General features: G+C 49.7%; 13 protein-coding genes. 10 read left to right on the forward strand and 3 right to left on the reverse strand.

The annotated features are described in order from the left end of the window. Nucleotides 1-124: 124 nt before the first annotated feature. The 6 genes from trxA (at nt 125) to ACOJUN_RS08245 (ending at nt 7794) form a co-directional block, all read left to right on the forward strand. Nucleotides 125-448: a thioredoxin TrxA gene (gene trxA / locus ACOJUN_RS08220; RefSeq protein WP_422136170.1), complete on the forward strand. Its 324-nt coding sequence runs from the start codon at nt 125-127 to the stop codon at nt 446-448. Nucleotides 449-1039: 591 nt separating this feature from the next. Next, nucleotides 1040-2299: a transcription termination factor Rho gene (gene rho, locus ACOJUN_RS08225; protein WP_257276489.1), complete on the forward strand. Its 1260-nt coding sequence runs from the start codon at nt 1040-1042 to the stop codon at nt 2297-2299. Nucleotides 2300-2364: 65 nt separating this feature from the next. Then, on the forward strand, nt 2365-3831 hold the full coding sequence (gene ubiD / locus ACOJUN_RS08230; protein ID WP_422136171.1) for a 4-hydroxy-3-polyprenylbenzoate decarboxylase: 1467 nt from the start codon (nt 2365-2367) through the stop codon (nt 3829-3831). 645 nt (nt 3832-4476) lie between these two features. Beyond that, nucleotides 4477-5784: a group II intron reverse transcriptase/maturase gene (ltrA, locus tag ACOJUN_RS08235; protein ID WP_422132384.1), complete on the forward strand. Its 1308-nt coding sequence runs from the start codon at nt 4477-4479 to the stop codon at nt 5782-5784. Nucleotides 5785-6239: 455 nt separating this feature from the next. Beyond that, entirely contained in the window at nt 6240-6974 is a 735-nt protein-coding gene (locus tag ACOJUN_RS08240) for an NAD(P)H-flavin reductase (protein WP_422136172.1), read from the forward strand. 169 nt (nt 6975-7143) lie between these two features. Continuing rightward, entirely contained in the window at nt 7144-7794 is a 651-nt protein-coding gene (locus tag ACOJUN_RS08245) for a TetR/AcrR family transcriptional regulator (RefSeq protein WP_422136173.1), read from the forward strand. A 93-nt stretch (nt 7795-7887) separates the two neighbouring features. Here ACOJUN_RS08245 and parC read toward each other — a convergent pair whose 3' ends face one another. Together parC and ACOJUN_RS08255 are read right to left on the reverse strand one after the other, a co-directional pair. Continuing rightward, the gene (gene parC, locus ACOJUN_RS08250) at nt 7888-10158 is read right to left on the reverse strand and encodes a DNA topoisomerase IV subunit A (protein WP_422136174.1); all 2271 of its coding nucleotides are present in this window, start codon (nt 10156-10158) and stop codon (nt 7888-7890) included. An 87-nt stretch (nt 10159-10245) separates the two neighbouring features. After that, entirely contained in the window at nt 10246-10941 is a 696-nt protein-coding gene (locus ACOJUN_RS08255; RefSeq protein WP_422136175.1) for an endonuclease, read from the reverse strand. A gap of 306 nt (nt 10942-11247) precedes the next feature. On the opposite strand from ACOJUN_RS08255, the gene ACOJUN_RS08260 reads away from it, so the two are divergent. Then, entirely contained in the window at nt 11248-12381 is a 1134-nt protein-coding gene (locus tag ACOJUN_RS08260; RefSeq protein ID WP_422136176.1) for a glycerate kinase, read from the forward strand. A 106-nt stretch (nt 12382-12487) separates the two neighbouring features. On the opposite strand, the gene ACOJUN_RS08265 is transcribed toward ACOJUN_RS08260, so the two are convergent. Further along, a complete protein-coding gene (locus tag ACOJUN_RS08265; protein WP_422136177.1) occupies nt 12488-12859 on the reverse strand; it encodes a hypothetical protein in 372 nt (123 codons plus the stop codon). On the opposite strand from ACOJUN_RS08265, the gene ACOJUN_RS08270 reads away from it, so the two are divergent. The 3 genes from ACOJUN_RS08270 to ACOJUN_RS08280 all read left to right on the forward strand — a co-directional run bounded on the left by ACOJUN_RS08270 (nt 12846) and on the right by ACOJUN_RS08280 (nt 16973). Then, nucleotides 12846-13025: a hypothetical protein gene (locus ACOJUN_RS08270; protein WP_422136178.1), complete on the forward strand. Its 180-nt coding sequence runs from the start codon at nt 12846-12848 to the stop codon at nt 13023-13025. The genes ACOJUN_RS08265 and ACOJUN_RS08270 overlap by 14 nt on opposite strands. A 337-nt stretch (nt 13026-13362) precedes the next feature. Further along, on the forward strand, nt 13363-14931 hold the full coding sequence (locus ACOJUN_RS08275; RefSeq protein ID WP_422136179.1) for an FAD-dependent oxidoreductase: 1569 nt from the start codon (nt 13363-13365) through the stop codon (nt 14929-14931). Between the two features lie 191 nt (nt 14932-15122). Continuing rightward, nucleotides 15123-16973, forward strand: coding sequence for an F-box/WD repeat-containing protein (locus tag ACOJUN_RS08280; RefSeq protein WP_422136180.1), 1851 nt, complete (start codon nt 15123-15125; stop codon nt 16971-16973). The last annotated feature ends 169 nt before the right edge of the window (nt 16974-17142 follow it).

The following is a 17142-nucleotide window of genomic DNA, read 5'->3' on the forward strand; positions in this document are numbered from 1 at the left end:
ATAATCATAACTCTGTAAACTACCACCCACAATAAAATCAGAGTGATCGAATTTGTTTCCGGGTTCATCCCTTTGCTATGATTCGTGCTCTGACATTAAGCAAAATGGCTAGGAGATCCATTCCATGAGCGAAATTGTCAATGTGACAGACGCTTCCTTCGAAGAGGACGTGCTGAAGGCAGAATGTCCTGTACTGGTCGACTATTGGGCTGAATGGTGTGGTCCCTGCAAAATGATCGCGCCCGTACTGGACGAAATCGCACTGGACTACGACGGCAAGCTGAAAATCTGTAAACTGAACATTGATGACAACGAAGCCACACCTCCAAAGTATGGCGTTCGAGGCATTCCAACACTGATGCTGTTCAAGGGTGGCAATGTTGAAGCGACCAAGGTTGGAGCCCTGTCCAAGTCTCAGCTGACAGCATTTCTTGATAGCAACCTGTAACAGAATCAATCTTACGGCTTTAGAGATTTCAGAAGCTTTCTGATACTCCCGGCCAGGAGATTTCTGGAAAAAATCAGCCGGATGAAGTCGAATCATCCAGCTGGTTTCACAGCATTGTGTGATATCACAAAGCAATGAGTCAGGATAGTCCGGCGCCCATCCATCATCGTCAGAATGAGGCTGATGAAAATCAAAAACACAGATACGAAATAGCTGTTTTCATGCTTGCTCCGAAGGGAAATATTTCTCAACAAAAAGTTTCTGAAAAGTTGACGTAGCAGGAGTTCTTGATTATTTTCCAGAAAAGGATATAGACTGTTAATTCGGGAGTTATTAGATCTGCTTGTTTCAGGTAAGCCTGTTGGATGCTTTTCTGGAGCTTTGAAGGTCCTTCTGAACAGCAGTAGTGGATACTCCGGCCACGTTTGTTTCGAGCTTGCCTTTACGATGTGGTTACAGCTTGAAAGCCGTTTTTATGAGCTTAGGCAGGCATCGATATTAAACGATGCTGAAAATAATAATCTCAATAATATCTGATCTTCCTGCAACTACGACGGCCATTACCTTTCAATTTAACGTTCGCGAACTCTTATGCATCTTACCGAACTGAAAAAAAAATCTGTTCCTGAACTTCTGGCGATCGCTAATGAAATGGGCCTTGAAAATCTGGCCCGTTCCCGGAAGCAGGACGTAATCTTCTCAATCCTGAAGCGCCACGCCCGCAGCGGGGAAGACATCTATGGCGATGGTGTTCTTGAGATCCTGCAGGATGGCTTCGGCTTCCTGCGTTCTTCCGACAGCTCTTATCTGGCAGGTCCTGATGATATTTATGTTTCACCCAGTCAGATTCGTCGATTCAATCTGAGAACCGGTGATAGCATTGCGGGTAAAATTCGACCACCTAAAGAGGGTGAACGCTATTTCGCACTGCTAAAAGTCAATGAAATTAATTTTGACCAGCCAGAAAACGCCCGTAATAAAATTCTATTTGAAAACCTGACCCCGCTGTTTCCACAGGATCGTCTGGTCATGGAAATGGGTAACGGCTCCACCGAGGATTTAACAGGCCGAATTATCGACCTGGTGGCTCCAATCGGTAAAGGTCAGCGTGGTCTGATCGTCTCCCCCCCTAAGGCTGGTAAGACCCTGATGCTGCAGAATATTGCAGCTAATATCACCCGTAACAACCCCGAATGCCACCTGATCGTTCTGTTGATTGATGAGCGTCCGGAGGAAGTGACCGAAATGGCCCGTTCCGTGCGTGGTGAAGTGGTGGCCTCGACCTTTGACGAGCCTCCGTCACGACACGTGCAAGTGGCTGAAATGGTTTTGGAAAAAGCCAAGCGACTGGTTGAGCATAAGAAAGACGTGGTGATCCTGCTGGACTCCATTACCCGCCTGGCTCGTGCCTACAACACAGTTATTCCTTCTTCCGGTAAAGTTCTGACCGGTGGTGTTGATGCCCACGCTCTGGAGCGTCCCAAACGTTTCTTTGGTGCTGCCCGTAACATCGAGGAAGGTGGCAGTCTGACCATTATGGCTACCGCCCTGGTGGACACTGGCTCGAAAATGGACGAAGTGATCTTCGAGGAATTCAAAGGTACTGGTAACATGGAACTGAACCTCGACCGTCGCATCGCTGAAAAGCGCGTTTTCCCTGCCATTAACTTCAACAAGTCCGGTACTCGTCGTGAAGACTACCTGACCACAGAAGAAGAATTGCAGCGCATGTGGATTCTGCGCAAGATCCTGCACCCAATGGACGAAATCGGCGCCATTGAATTCCTGCTGGACCGCATGAAGCACACCAAGACCAATGAAGAATTCTTCCAGTCTATGAAGCGGAAGTAATCCATCATTATCCGGGGACAGGTCAGCCTGTCCCCATCTTCTCTCAGCCTCAGCTTTAACTTCCAATGAAATACAGGGACCTACGGGACTTCATCAAGCTGCTGGAAAAGCAGGGTGAACTCGTCAGAATCAAGACCGAAGTCGATCCGTATCTGGAAATGACCGAAATCAGCGACCGAACGCTTCGCAAGAAAGGGCCGGCACTGCTGTTCGAAAATCCAAAAGGTTATGACATGCCGGTACTGGCCAATCTGTTTGGCACAGAGCGCCGGGTGGCTCTGGGTATGGGGCAGGATAATGTCAGCGCGCTGAAGGAGGTAGGTCAGCTCCTGGCATATCTTAAGGAACCCGATCCACCCAAGGGCTTCCGTGATGCTTTGACAAAGCTGCCTGTCTTCAGACAAGTGTTGAACATGGGACCCAAAGTGGTCAGTAAAGCCGTCTGTCAGGAAGTCGTGCTCAAAGGTGATGAGATAGATCTGAACCGGATTCCTGTTCAAACCTGCTGGCCCGGCGATGCGGGCCCTCTGGTCACCTGGCCTCTGGTCATCACCAAAGGCCCTGGAAAGGATCGACAGAACCTCGGAATTTATCGCCAACAGCTGATTGGTAAAAACAAACTGATCATGCGCTGGCTCTCTCATCGTGGCGGTGCTCTGGACTTCAGGGATTGGCAACAGCAATACCCTGATAAACCTTTCCCCGTAACCGTAGCTCTGGGTGCTGATCCGGCTACCATCCTGGGGGCAGTGACCCCTGTGCCTGACAGTCTTTCAGAGTATGCCTTCGCGGGCCTGTTAAGAGGCAGTAAAACCGAACTGGTTAAAAGCATCACCAACGATCTTCAGGTACCTGCCAGTGCCGAGATTGTTCTGGAAGGGCATATCTATCCGGGAGAGATGGCGGACGAAGGCCCGTTCGGTGATCACACCGGTTACTACAACGAAGTGGAGCGTTTCCCGGTCTTTACCGTAGAGTGTATTACTCACAGAAGAGATCCCATTTATCACAGCACTTACACAGGCAGGCCTCCCGATGAGCCCGCTATCCTGGGAGTGGCCCTGAATGAGGTATTTGTTCCCATTCTGAAAAAGCAGTTTCCGGAAATCGTGGACTTTTATCTGCCTCCGGAAGGCTGTTCTTACCGAATGGCGGTGGTGACCCTGCGTAAGGAATACCCGGGTCATGCCAAGCGAGTCATGCTCGGTGTATGGTCATTCCTCAGACAATTTATGTATACCAAGTTCGTTGTTGTCACCGACGATGATGTCAATGCCAGAGACTGGAACGATGTCATCTGGGCCATGACGACTCGAATGGATCCCAAGCGGGACTGCGTCTTTGTTGAAAACACTCCCATTGATTATCTGGATTTCGCTTCACCCGTTGCAGGTCTTGGTTCCAAGGTGGGTTTTGATGCTACGAATAAATGGCCCGGAGAAACCGATCGGGAATGGGGGCAAACCATAACCATGACGCAGGAAGTCAAGGAACGGGTTGATGCACTCTGGGGTGATTTGGGTATAGACTGAAACAATTACAGCTCTTGATTATCACTCGGTTACCCGAGCTAGGAGCCTGACCGAGAATAGCGCCCGTAGCGAGGACGGCAGAAAATTGAGGATGAAAATTCGGTTTTGTGAGGATTGCGCCTTGCAAGCGCGTAAAATCTTGTGACCTGAAATGGTCATCGCGGTAAAGCTGTGGTCGGCAGCCGTGTACCGAGTCTTGCGTGGTAGAAGGTAACGACTACTGCGAAGCGTAGACAGGGTGATAACAGGCCGTAACGTCTGCTAAGGGATAATTAGCCCCGAAATTGAACGTGGTTGAAGTAGCTGACCTTCTTTCTCAATGGGGAAAGCGGAAGTCGGGAGCTCCGCTAATGACAAGGCATCCCGACTGCTTCCGGGGTTCGTACCCACGGCATGTTATCGAATGATTTTACGTGAACAAGGGAGATCCTGAACGTTCAGGCGGAGCCTGTAGGGTCCGACGAGCCTGTAAAGCAAGAACGACTTGATGACGTTCAGGAAGTCAGACCAGCTGATAGTACTCCGAGGCGGGGAGAGCCCGTCACATGGGGAAGCGGCTGGCGGTATTTGAGCCTTTCCAGGGAAACATGGGCTCCACATCTGAGGGAGTTACGGTCTTTTACGCAGTGAGAAGGTAAACCAGCCATGGCAACGGGACTGGAGAGGGTAGCAGCGAAAGCCCGGAGTTATCCGAAACTTCGCTTTACAAGTCTGGCACATCATATTACCCCGGCGAGCCTGTGTATGAATCTGAACAAGATTCCACACAACACATCGCCCGGAGTCGATGGGCTGACTGTCGAAGAGACAAAGAAAGACTTTAAGCGGTGGTTGGAACAGACACTGACGTCTATCCATCGGCAAGGCTACAAGGCACCGCCGGTCAAAAGGGCATGGATACCCAAGCCGGGAAAAAAGGAAAAGCGCCCTCTGGGTGTTCCCTGCATCAATGACCGGGCTTTGCAGCGAAGTGTTGCTGATGTGCTGAATGCTATTTATGAGCAGGACTTTTTGCCCTGTTCCATGGGTGGCAGGCCACGACTGGGAGCGCACCATGCCCTGTCCACTTTTAACGAGGTGGTTTCAGGCCGAAAGGTCAGCTGGGTGCTGGAAGCGGACTTGAAGAACTTCTTTGGGAGTCTTGACCATGGATGGCTGCTTCGTTTTGTGGAACACCGGGTCGGTGATCCCAGAATCCTGAACCTTATACGGCGCTGGTTGAAAGCCGGGGTGATGGAGGCCGGGGAGTTGCAAGAGTGTGAAGAAGGTACGCCTCAGGGTGGGCCGATCAGCGTAGTTCTGAGCAACCTGTACCTGCATTATGTACTTGACCTCTGGTTCGAGTGCATGGTCAAGCCTCGGCTAAAAGGCGAGGCATGGCTGATCAGGTACATTGATGACTTTGTGGTGTGTTTTCAGTATCGCAGTGATGCGGAGCGGTTCATGAATGTGCTGCCACAGCGACTGGAGAAGTTTGCGTTGAAACTGGAGCGGGATAAAACCCGGTTAGTCAGGTTCGGACGTTTTGCCAGTCGTGGGGGAAGACGACCGGAAACGGTTTACTTCCTTGGCTTTACGCACTACTGCACAAGGAATCTGAAAGGAAACTTCATGGTGGGAAGGAGAACGGAAAAATCCCGCCTAAGACGCAGCATAGCCAAACTGAAGGAACTGCTGAGACGAATACGCCATGAACCGCTGCACGAACAAGTGACAGCGATCAATCGACGGTTGAGAGGGCATTATGCGTATTACGGTCTGGGAGGAAACTTCCGAAGTATGGAGAAGCTTTACCGGTTTGTTGACCGCTACTGGTACAAGATGCTGTGTAGCCGATGCCGGAAAGGCAAGATTCCATGGGAAAAGTACCATAACCTCAAGCAGCTTCTGCCGCTACAGAAACCGAGGATAATGCTGCCTTTTATGGCAATGAAATCCATGGCTGTGCTGTGAGTCAAATATCGAAGAGCCCGGTGCGGGAAATCCGCACGCCGGGATCTGAGGGGGTTGGAGCTACAATTGGTAGCTCCTTCTACCCGGTGAATAGCGAGCTATTTGACGAACAAAAGCGGATTTTCAGACCAATTTGCTGCCGCCGCAGTAGGGCAGTCTATTCTCGGTCAGGCTCCTAGCAGCCTGTCGGACTCAAGCGCCCGTAGCGAGGATTGCGAGAAATTGAGGATAAAAATTTCTGCTTCTGAGGAGAATAGCGGGGCTATTTGACGAAGAGGCAGGAATTTTTAGACCAATTTATCGCAACCGCACGACTGCACGGATGCAGGAGCTAGAGCAACGCAGGAGCAGTTGCCGAGTAGGGCAGACAGGCTGCTAGAGAGTTACTTCTTAATACGGTCATCAGGGAAACCCCGGGCATTCCTGCTGGCTGTGATATTCGGGAGGGAGGTATTGTGCAGATAAGCGAGTCTTCCAGGCTGCGGTGCTCAGTTGCCGATACTCAGCTTCTCAGTTCCGACATTTACCGTATCAAACTGACTGCTGAGTCAGACTGCTTTCCTGGCTATTATCCGGGTCAGTATCTTGTTGTTCACCTTCAGAATAATGAAAACAATTGTTTTTCTATTGCTTCAGCGCCGCAAAAAAACCAGCAGCATCTGGAGCTGCATATTCAACAGCTGAAAGGCAGTCCAAACTCTCAACAGCTCTTTCGGGAAATAAAAGAAGGTGTGCTGAACGTCAGTTTGCCTCTAGGGAATTGCCATCTCCCTGACTCAATCGACAAACAGCAGCCCCTGCTTTTCGTTGCCGCCGGAACCGGCTTCTCCCAAATGAAAAGCATGATTGAGTATTGCCTGCGTCACCATCATCACGGTGAGATGCATCTTTACTGGGGAGCCAGAACACCTGCAGACTTCTATCTGCCCAACCTCCCTGTGCAATGGTCTGGCCAGGGCGTTCATTATCATCCGGTAGTCAGTGAAACCCATCATGAAGATGACTGGTGTGGGCGCCATGGGCTGCTGTATGAAGCGATTCTGGTCGATCGCGAAAAGCTGCTCGATTGTCAGACCTATATCAGTGGCTCACCACAAATGGTTTATGCGACATATGACGTAATGATTGGAGACGGATTCCCGGAAAAAAACCTGCACTCTGACGTTTTTGACTACGCACCAAGAAAATAATATCGTCACAAATCTTGCTACCCTTCTGAATTGCAAATATAAACCCTGACCCATTAGCACAGTAATAAAAAACACTGCCGTAATTTATGTGCAACGAATGGTAATTGCGCAACTCTTGTCTATATTCATAGTCGATCGTCATAACACCCAATCAATATACGGAGATTTTATGCAATCTTCCGCTGCCAAAGTTCAGCAGACGGCTGTGAGAAGCAGTCGTGTGCGCCAGAAAAATATTAAGGTCATATTGCAAGCTGCAGAGGACGAATTCGTTCTTAGTGGCTTCAAAGGAGCTTCAATCAGGGATATTGCAACCAGAGCCGGGTTGCCAAAAGCCAATATTCATTATTACTTCAACAGCAAGGTCGATCTGTATGGTGCTGTTCTTGGCCATATTATGGAACTCTGGGAAGCGGTTTTTTCCGGCTTGAACATAGAGGATGATCCGGCTTCAGCCTTTCGTCAGTACATACAGGCAAAAATGCAATACTGTCTGGCTCACGCCAACGCTTCCCGTATATTCAGCAGTGAGATCATTCATGGTGGGCAACATCTTAAAGAACATTTTGAGTACTTCAAGTCATGGATCAAAGAGAAATCACGAGTTATTGAATTTTGGATAGAGCGAGGCAAAATGGACCCTGTCGACCCTTTGCACCTGTTATTTACCATCTGGGCTACCACCCAATATTATGTGGATTACAGCCCACAGGTAGCCTGTGTTATTGGTAAGGAGGCTCTGTCCGATGAGGATTTAGAGGCTGCGACAGAGCATCTTTGCAACCTCATCATCAAGGGGTGTGGGATCAGAAGTCGCTGATCGCAGTCACTGGGTGCAAAGACCGTCATGGGTTTTTAACGGTCGTCAGCGACGGCTATAAAAACCTGTGACCGGATGACTCAGGCATCGAGCTTAACAATCCTCCTCCTCCTTGTTCGCCCGAATAACCTCAACACTGTCCACTTTCTGGAAGCCTCGGGGCAGCTTATTGCCTCTGCGACCTCTCTCTCCGTGGTAATGCTCAATATCTGCCGGTTTCAGAGTCACATGCCGTTTGCCGGCGTAGAGAACCAGAGCATCGCTCGAGTTCATCACCGCCAGATGAACCATCAATTCGATTCGATCCGATGCCCGTGCCGCAGGAATATTAATGATCTTGTTACCTTTGCCTCTTGCCAGCTTGGGTAATTCAGATAGCGGGAAGATCAGCATACGCCCTTCGTTGGTAATGGCAGCCAGCACCTGGTCTTCGCCCGTTACCGGTATAGGTGACATGACCCGGGAATACTTGGGCAAAGTCAGCAGAGCCTTACCGGCTTTGTTCTTGCTGACCATATCAAAATGCTGAACGACAAAGCCATAACCAGCATCGCTCGCCAGCAAATAACAGTCATCATTGTCACCGACACACAGCCCTTCAAAGGTCGCCCCGGAAGGTGGATTGACACGCCCGGACAGCGGCTCACCCTGGCCTCGCGCAGAGGGAAGAGTATGAGTTAGAATAGAATATGCACGACCAGTAGAGTCTATAAATACCGAAGACTGGTTACTCTTGCCCTTGGCAGACAGTCGATATCTATCCCCTGCCTTGTAGTTGAGACTGGCGGGGTCAACCTCATGTCCTTTGGCACATCGCACCCAGCCTTTTTCAGACAGCACGACAGTCACTGGATCAGATGTCATCAGGTCAGTTTCCGAGAGAGCCTGGGCTTCCTGTCGAACCTTCAAGGGTGAACGACGATCATCACCAAACTCTTCTGCATCGGCCTTGATCTCTTTTTTGACCAGGGTTTTCAGTCGACGCTCGGAACTGAGGGTCAGCTCAAGATTTTTGCGTTCGTTTTCCAGCTCTTCCTGTTCAGCACGGATCTTGATCTCTTCCAGTTTGGCTAACTGGCGCAGCTTGATTTCCAGAATGGCATCGGCCTGAAGCTCGGAGAGGCCAAATCGAGTCATTATGACTTCCCTGGGCTTGTCCTCATTGCGAATAATTTCGATGACTTCATCAATATTCAGGAAGGCTGCCAGTAAACCTTCAAGAATATGAAGTCTGGCCAGTACTTTATCCAGACGGTGCTGCAGGCGACGTCTGACGGTGTCGGTTCTCCAGACCAGCCACTCCTTCAGCAGGGTATCCAGAGCCTTGACCTGGGGCTTGCCATCGACACCGATCATATTCATATTGACCCGGTAGGTCTTCTCGAGATCGGTTGTGGCAAACAGATGGTTCATCAAACCATCGACATCAATACGGTTGGAGCGGGGAACAACCACCAGTCGGGTAGGATTCTCATGGTCTGATTCGTCCCTCAGGTCTGCGACCATGGGCAACTTCTTGGCCTGCATCTGGGCGGCTACCTGCTCCAGAATTTTGGCTCCGGAAGCTTGATAGGGCAGCGCTGTAACAATGATTTCTCCGCCTTCCTGCTGATAGACGGCTCTCATTCTCAGAGAGCCTCGTCCCTGCTCGTAAATCTTCAGAATTTCTTCGCGGGGTGTGATGATTTCAGCTTCGGTGGGGAAGTCAGGCCCCTGAACATGCCCAACAAGCTCGGCAGTGGTTGCCCCCGGATGATCCAGCAGATGAATACAGGCGTTTGCGACTTCTCTCAGGTTGTGAGGAGGGATGTCGGTCGCCATACCCACCGCGATACCGGTGGTACCGTTCAACAGCAGATTGGGCAATCTGGCAGGCAAGATGGATGGCTCTTCCAGTGTTCCGTCAAAGTTAGGTACCCAGTCTACCGTGCCCTGTGCCAGTTCACTGAGCAGAACGTCAGAATAACGAGTCAGTCTGGACTCGGTATAGCGCATGGCGGCAAAAGACTTGGGGTCATCCGGCGACCCCCAGTTACCCTGACCATCTACCAGCGGATAGCGGTATGAGAAGGGCTGCGCCATCAATACCATGGCTTCGTAACAGGCAGAGTCGCCATGGGGATGAAATTTACCCAGAACATCACCCACCGTACGGGCTGACTTTTTAAACTTGGCGGTATTTTTCAGTCCCAGCTCACTCATCGCATAAACAATACGACGTTGTACTGGCTTCAGGCCGTCGCCAATGTGGGGCAGAGCGCGATCCAGAATGACATACATGGAGTAATTCAGGTATGCGCTTTCTGTATAGGCCCTCAGTGACTGACGTTCTATTCCATCATCACCTATGAAGGTCTGTTCCATTCTCTATAAACCTTGGGAGCTTTAAAAATGAGCTAATCGGGATATGATAATACCCTGATCGCAGATAGGACAGTGGAATGGGCTCATTCATCCCTCTGAATATATTGAAACGTATGGATTCTCCCAGCCCTGAACCTCGGCAATACGAGCATTACGCTCAATTTCCCAGGCGGTTGCCGGATAGAGCCGATCCCAGGACTCATAGAGCTTTTTCTGACTTTTACTGATTCTGAAGGCGTAACGGCTTGCCATATACAGATAGATACGGGCAATCTTGCCTCGTTTTGTTATCGGTGGTTGTGCTTTTCGCTCCTTGAAATTGACTTTAAAGTCACACTGGCCATACATTTTGGGCGTATCTTGCAGAAAGCCAAAGCGGTAGTTGGATCGATCGCCATTCACCTCTCCTATGGCGGGCACCAGATTGTGGAGATCCGATTCCATTTTGCGAAAATCGGGATTCTTTCTACAGAGCTTACGGCCCCCTTCCTGCCAGCACTGGAGCTGATGACCAAATTCCCAGGCCGGTACAACATGTTCCCACTCAATCCTTGAAGCACGGTTTGGTTGTTTTCGTACCTTGTAGCCGCAGGATTCCAGGTCAGGCACCAGTTTCTTGCCGCGGACGGTTATATCGCAACCGCAATAAAAACTGGTGAGGTGATCGGAATAGATTTTCACCGCTTCTCGCTTGGCCTGAGAAAAACTGGCGGGTGCAGACCAGGCAGAAAAAGGAAGCAGAGCAACGGAAAATACAACCAATAAACGAGAAGCAATGGACACGAATCAGACTCGGACATAAAAGACACAGGTCTTATTTTATTAAAAATTAGCCCTGTAATTCCATATATGTTGCAGAATAGCCCTGACGTCTACTAAGTACCTGGCCAGTTGGTTTCGCATATTCTGGCGAGTGGATTTTTTCATCCTTCAAGGCGCAACGACGGGCGCGTAGCCATAGCTACGCAACCAGAGTTGGAACGCAGAAGGATGGAAAAAGCCGCCGTCCAGAATATGCGAAACCAACTGGTTAGGTACTTACGTATTGCGGCATCATAAAGACTGGCTGACACGGAAGAGTAGAAACCGATGAAAATTGTCATTGCCCCCGATTCCTTTAAAGAGTGTCTAACGGCTGCCCAGGTAGCCTCTGCGATCGAAACCGGCTTTAAGGAAATTCTTCCTGATGCACAGTACGTCAAAGTACCTGTTGCTGACGGTGGCGAAGGAACACTTCAGTCACTGGTTGATGCCACGGGTGGACATTTTATAGAAGTGCCCGTCACAGGCCCTCTGGGTCATCAGATTCAGGCTGAGTTTGGCATACTGGGTGACGGCACAACCGCTGTCATTGAAATGGCCAGGGCGTCCGGACTGGAGTTGGTAAGTCCTGATCACCGTGACCCGATGATTGCGACCACACAGGGTACCGGTGAGCTGATCCTGAGTGCGCTGGACAGGGGCGTCGAGAAAATAATTGTCGGGATCGGTGGCAGTGCAACCAATGATGGTGGTGCCGGTATGGTGCAAGCTCTGGGGGTTCGTTTATTGAACGACCAGGGCAAGGAGTTGCAACGCGGTGGTGGTCAGTTATCAAGCCTGACCAGGATCGATACTTCTAACCTGGATCAGCGCCTGCAATCAGTAGAGATTATTGCTGCCTGCGATGTTGATAATCCACTGACCGGTGACAATGGAGCTTCCGCTATTTTTGGTCCGCAAAAGGGAGCAACACCCGATATGGTCAAAGTTCTGGATCAGTCCCTTGGTCATTATGGCCTGATTATGGAACGCGACCTGGGTGTCTCTGTCTGTGACAGGCCGGGTGCCGGAGCAGCGGGTGGCATGGGGACGGCATTACTGGGTTTTCTCAATGCCCGGCTGGAGCCGGGTATTGAAATCGTCATGGCTGCTGTTGACCTGGCTGAAAAAGTCAAAGGGGCCAATCTGGTCATTACAGGTGAAGGCCGCATTGATGGTCAGACTGCTCAGGGAAAAACCCCAGTGGGTGTGGCCCGTATTGCCAAATCATTGGATCTTCCGGTAGTGGCATTGGCCGGTTCAGTTGGGCAAGGGGCAGAGGCCGTTTATGCTCAGGGGATCGATGCCTTGTTTCCTGTAGTTCACGGAGCGGTGACTCTTGAGCAGGCACTGATGAAAGGAGAAGAAAACCTGATCAGGGCTGCCAGAAATCTGGCTGTAGCTTTGACAATGAAGCTCTAGAAAACTCAAGAGTGTGGGAGCGAATTGTTAGAGTTTTTTGACAGTCTCATAGTTTAAAACTGTGATTTACAAGACTAGCGCGAGAGTTGCAATCAGGCATCAGGGTTTAACGCGGTCTTTTATTTTTTAATCTTTTAGTCCCTGGCAATAGAGGGTGTCGCAAAACTCCAACAGCTTGTTCCCATGCTCTGAGGTCGTCATTCCCGCGAAGGAGGCTGTCGCAAAACTCTGGTTCCCATGCTCCAGCGTGGGAACGAGTTGTTAAGGAAGTCGTCATTCCCGCGAAAGCGGGAATCCAGCCCCAACAGTGGGACTCCGCCTTCTCAGGGATGACAAGGCCAGGGGGCACCGGGCAGGATGGTTCTGGTGGTGAGTCAGTGTGGATTCCCGCCTTCGCGGGAATGACGAGAATGAAGTCGGGAATGACGAGAATGAAGTCGGGAATAGCGAGAATGAAGTCTGGAATGACGGGAGTCAACTCGTTCCCACGCTGGAGAGGCTTTTGCGACAGCCTCGAAGGCGGGAATCCAGCGCCAACGGTGGATCTCTGCCTTCTCGGGAATGACGAGAATGAAGCCGGGAATGACGGGAGTCAACTCGTTCCCACGCTGGAGAGAGTTTTGCGACACCCTCCAATAGCGTGAGAAAGACCTGAAATTTTGGAAATCGCATTCACAAACAAATAATTTGATCTATTTTTACCCATTGGCCTGAGTAAGTCGTAACCTGATCTATTTCCCATGCGTTCCGGAAATCCGGCAGCTTGATCGGAATCAGGCCGGTAAAGAACAATAAGAGTTATACCAGTCGTATTTTCTAACTCCCGTGATGAGCGTGGAGATTTGAGCCTTAGCTATGACGGCGATCGCCAACGCAGGATTAAGGCTCAAATCTTCAGCGCAATAGGGAGTTAGAAAGTTCGATTGGTATTAAAAGAAAAATACTCTGTAACGAGCTGCTTATTACTGAACACTTTCAAGAATGAAGTCTAAAAATATCAATAAGGCAGCAGCCTGTCTGCTCTTCACCTTACTCCTGAGTCCGACACTCCGGGCATTGACGCCTTCAGTTGTGATCGTAGGTGGTGGGCCTGCAGCCATGACGGCCGCCCAGACGATTGCCAGATACAACCCAATGGTCAGGATACGGGTGATAAAAAGTCATAAGAGTCAGGGGCAGCTTGAAGGGGCGGGTACTATTGAGAACTGGCCAGGTAGCCTGACAATCACAGGGAGAGGCCTGCAACAGTTGATGGAAAACAAGGCAAGGAGCAGTCCTAATGTCCAAATCATTGAAGATCATATCGTTGCCACTCAACTGAAGGGAAAAATGAAGATTTTACAGGGGGAGCGCTCCGTCTATTATGCGCCCCTTGTTATATTGGCATCGGGGGCAAAACCGAACCTGCCGACGATTCTGGAGCCCTACAAAGGCAACGGAGTATTTACCTGTACCGATTGTGATGGTCCCAGGTTTGCGGAAAAAGATGTTCTGGTGGTGGGTGGAGGAGCCTCAGCCATTGAACAGGCCATCAGCCTGCTCAGCCTCAATGCCAACAAGGTGCATCTGGCCGTTCAAGGCAGTAGCTTCAAGGCAGAAAGCATCTTGATTGATCTTCTCTACAATGCACTGGAGAGAAGAAAGAAGGCTCTTTTTCTCTATTTCGAACATAATCTGGAGTCTGTTTACATCAATCAGGATGGCTTGTTAAATGCCACTACATTGAGTTTTGAGGGTGGCAGGCGCAAGCTGAGTCTTCCCATTTCTGGCGTGTTCTCAGCCATCGGACAGAAACCTCAATCCAGTATGTATCCTGATATTTGTCTGAATAACAAGGACTATATCCAACGTTATGATCTCAACCAAACCCCATGGTCCCAGCCCTTGATGAAGAGCAGCATACTGACACTGGGTTCTGTTGATAGCCCCTTTGTTACTCTCCTTATGGCTGCTGCCAGGGGAACCACCACTGCCCAGTGGCTGAATAAAACGGTGACAAAAAGTATCTGGCCGAAAAGGAGGGTCGCTATTCTTGGCGCAGGGATTGGCGGAAAAACCGCTGCTTTATATGCCAGTCGATCGGGATTTGATGTTGTTCTCATTGATACCCGAAACAGAAAGTCATTGAAAGGCTTCTGGCCAGTCCCCGACAATGAATCCAGCCTGCTCACAAGTCTGGATAAGCAGCTTCTCAAGTTATCCGTTTCTGCAACAACCGTAGATACCATTACCTTGACGCCTTTAGAAAATCTCTACCATATTCAGGCTGACAGCCGTTCCATCGTGGTGGATGGCGTCATTGCAAACACACTGGAATACGCGCCGGAGAGCCTGGGAATTGGCTCAACAGCGCCCGAGAGTCCGGATAACGAATACCGTTGGAGCCATACCTGTCAGAGCGGCGTGCTGACTGCCGGGGATGTTGCTGTCCAGCACGACCTGCCCAGACAAGCAATAACGGCCTCTTATTCTGGCTACCTTGTCGGCTTGCGGGCACTGGAAGAAATCCTGATGATGGAAGCGCAAGAAGCACTTCTCGATAGACCCTGAGCAACAACCGTCCAGCCTGTTCATTATTTGTTGTGGGGAAAGACAAAGAAAATGCATGGGCCGGTGGCATTTTTGTTAGTTGTTCTTAACAAGAAGTTCTTAACTTTTACTCTAAAGCCGACTTTACTTCACAGCGTTAATTTTGAATATTTTCTAATCGAGGACAAATACTCACTTCGAAGACTCCGAGTATGAATAGAACAGATAATAACAACACTGTTGGCGGTTCAGTTCCCCAGAGACCTTTTCAATCTACATTGGCGCAAGCACCAACTGGGGTCAGTGAGGGCAGAAATGTCACTCTATCTGACGAGAGTAAACCTTCACTGCTCCATTTGTCCGTCGACACACATTTGCAAATTATTGGCTGTTTGAGGCTTAGGGATATTGCCCGTTTAAAACAGGTATCTACCTACTTTCGAGAAGTGATTCAAGAAGATAATTCGCTGGCAAAGGCGTGGTATCGGCGTTTTTCTTCAAGGCACCAGTTTCTACTTAGTACAATCGTCACTTCTAAAGACGATGATCAGCTCCGTTGTTGGATGGAGCGGTTTATAAACGATAAAGATTTAATCGAATCACTCATACAACGCCGAAGCAGTCCTCATTTACCTGCTCTGCTTCATTTCACTAATGCTGAACGAAAGTCTCAATTTAGAGCCTTTAAGTTAGCGACAAAAACCACTATTTCAGATGATGGCCTTGTCAACTCGGCCTGTTTCAGCGCTGATGTTCGCCATATGGTGACTGCCAGTTATAACGGCACGGCGAGAATCTTTGGCCTGGAGTCCGATGGATCATGGAAACCAAAAGTCCTCATTCTTAACTGCCATTCATCATGTTCAGCCAGCTTCAGCGCCCATGGCCGCCATTTAGTAGTCTCCACTTACAACGGTACAGCGCGTATCTATAGTCAAGAGGTCGATGGTTCATGGGAACGAAAAGCCGTTATTGTTCATGAGGACTCTGTCTATTCAGCCACCTTCAGTCCCGATGGTCGCTATTTGGTAACCATCAGTGCAGATGGCGAGGCGAGAATCTACGGTCTGGAAGCTGATGGTGCATGGGTAAAAAAAACCGTCATTTTTCATCAGGATCACTATGTATCAGCAACCTTTAGCGCCGATGGTCGCTATGTGACGACCGTCGGTAGAGATCACACAGCGCAAATCTTCGGCCTGGAGGACGATGAATCATGGCAACCAAAAGCCATCATTCGGCATAATACTTCAGTCAGGTCAGCCAGCTTCAGCGCCGATAGCCGTCTTGTGGTGACTGTCAGTCGCGATCGCAATGCCAAAGTCCATGGTCGGGAGATAGACGGATTATGGCAAGAACAAGCCACTTTACCCAATGATCTCGCGGTCGCATCAGCTCGCTTCAGCCCCGATAGCCGCCACGTGGTGACTGTCGGTGACGATAACCTTGCAAAAATCTATAGTCAGAAGGATTGTGGATTGTGGGAAGAAAAAGGCATCATTTCCCATAATGGTTCGATTCAATCACTTAACTTCAGTGCTGATAGCTGCCATGTGGTGACTGCCAGTGCTGATGAAACGGCGAAAATCTATAGCCTGAAAGCCGATGGGTCATGGGAGGAAAAACAGACCGTTTTCCATGAAGATTGGGTTAGATTGGCGACCTTTAGCCCTGATAGCTGCCATCTGGTGACTGCCAGTGACGATGGTATGGCGAAGATCTACGGCCTGAAGGTCGATGGGTCATGGGAGGAGAAAGCGACCATTACTCATAGTGGGTGGGTCTATTCAGCGGCCTTCAGTACTGATGGCCGACATGTGGTAACTGCCGGTGACGACGGCGCGGCAAAAATCTGTGGTCAGATGCTCGATGGAACCTGGTTAGTGAAAGCGACCATTTCCCATGATGGTTATGTCCGATCAGCGACCTTCAGCGCCGATGGCGACTATGTAGTGACCGTCGCTGACAATAATTGGGACCATGATGGTCGTCGAACCGTGAAAATCACCGAACTTTGGGTGGAAGATGAACCCCTGTGTGAGGATATATGTCGCCTCTTATGATTCATGACACTCCTCAATAGATCCTGAGCAACATCCATCCGTTCTGTTTAAGTAACTGGTAGGTACTTATCATTGGTTGCGGAGAAAAACACTGAAAATGCATGGCAGCATTTTTGTTAGTTGTTCTTACCAACATGTTATGAACTTTTATCCTTAGACCGACTCTACA

It is taken from the genome of Endozoicomonas sp. ALD040, assembly GCF_049275945.1.
Lineage (GTDB): Bacteria > Pseudomonadota > Gammaproteobacteria > Pseudomonadales > Endozoicomonadaceae > Endozoicomonas_A.